Here is a 1,281-nt window from a genome sequence, read left to right as displayed (position 1 = left end):
GTCTTTACGTGACGATACGGCACTTTATTTCCGTTTATTGCACTTTAGGGCGATTTAACTCCACCTTTGTTTCTCGATTATGATATAAAGATAGGATGGCGGCGCGGGGGCGTGTCCGGTTACGGAAGGTTACGAACAGTCTTTTCATCCAATCCGGTACATTCGATAATGGAAGCCAGGTCTATGCCTTTCTTTTTCATATTGGCAGCAACAAGAAGTAATTTTGCTTTGCCTTTTGCCAAGCCCTCTGCCAAGCCTTCCGTTTTACCTTTTGCTTCGCCTTCTGCCAAGCCTTCTGCTTTACCTTTTGCTTCGCCTTCTGCCAAGCCTTTTCGGATAGCGCTGTTGTAGATTGTTTTTTCTACGCTGATGCCGTCCCAGAAATGTTCGTAGCCGGCCAACTGCTCTTCGGTAAAGGCAGATTCTTCCAGTTCGGTCAGGGCTTTATTTATTTCCGGGTTGGAAAGCAGTTCTTCCGGAACCTCACGCGTACGCTCGTTGATCTCTGTCAGGTAACGAAGCCAGAGTACCTGCATTTTTTTCTCTGCATAATTATGCGGTGTAAATTTCGGCAGCTCTACAAAAATAAGCTGTAAACCGTCGATCACCTTGTCGCTGTGCTCTACATGCACCAGTTCATAATGATGATAATAGCCCTCCAGTTCCGGTTCAAAGATATCGTTCACCAGGTTAAGCGAGTAAACAGGTTGCAAGAGTTCATACGTTTCTCCTTTATCCAGCTGCCGGACATAAGCTTTGGAGGCATTGAATAATACGCGTTGATAAAATTCAGGCGACCATAACATCTGCATCTCGACCAGGAACTGACGGCCTTGCTTGTCCTTGCAACGGACATCGACAATACTGTATTTACGTAGGGGATTTTCCGGCACCATCTCAGCGGGCAAGTACTCGATTTCGGTTATCTCTGCGCCTTTTTTCAAAGGCAACAATGCGTTAAGCAGGCTCATCACCAGATCGGGGTGCTCGCCGAATACCCGCTTGAATGTTAAATCGGCTTTCGGATTTAGATACTTCATAGTTATAAAGTTTTATATGTTCACCGACAAATGTAGTGATTATTTCATGACAGACAAAGGTTTATTGAACAAAAACAGGCATGAACCGATATACGATCCGTGCCTGCTTTATTCATTTATTCGGGGGAGACTATTCGATTACGGGGCGGTCGTCTTCGCCGTTGCCGCCGGAACCGCCTGTTTCGTCGGTTTCCGGGATGTCGAACTTCTGGATGCTGACTTTGCGCAGCATCTCTTTGAA

Annotated in this window: 2 protein-coding genes; one reads left to right on the top strand and one right to left on the bottom strand. The window is 46.1% G+C overall.

Features of this window, described 5'->3' with window-relative positions; genetic code table 11:
- Positions 1–119 precede the first annotated feature (119 nt).
- Entirely contained in the window at positions 120–1,040 is a 921-nt protein-coding gene (locus DXD68_RS23970) for an Rpn family recombination-promoting nuclease/putative transposase (RefSeq protein ID WP_122363923.1), read from the bottom strand.
- Between the two features lie 16 nt (positions 1,041–1,056).
- Between DXD68_RS23970 and DXD68_RS24170 the strand changes: the two genes are divergently transcribed.
- Positions 1,057–1,281 (top strand): hypothetical protein (locus DXD68_RS24170; RefSeq protein WP_158585932.1); only part of this gene is annotated, 225 nt, incomplete at its 3' end.

It is taken from the genome of Parabacteroides sp. TM07-1AC, assembly GCF_003480915.1.
GTDB lineage: Bacteria > Bacteroidota > Bacteroidia > Bacteroidales > Tannerellaceae > Parabacteroides > Parabacteroides chongii.
The sequence above is the reverse complement of the archived record's forward strand: the minus strand, read 5'-3'. Positions and strand labels throughout refer to the sequence as shown.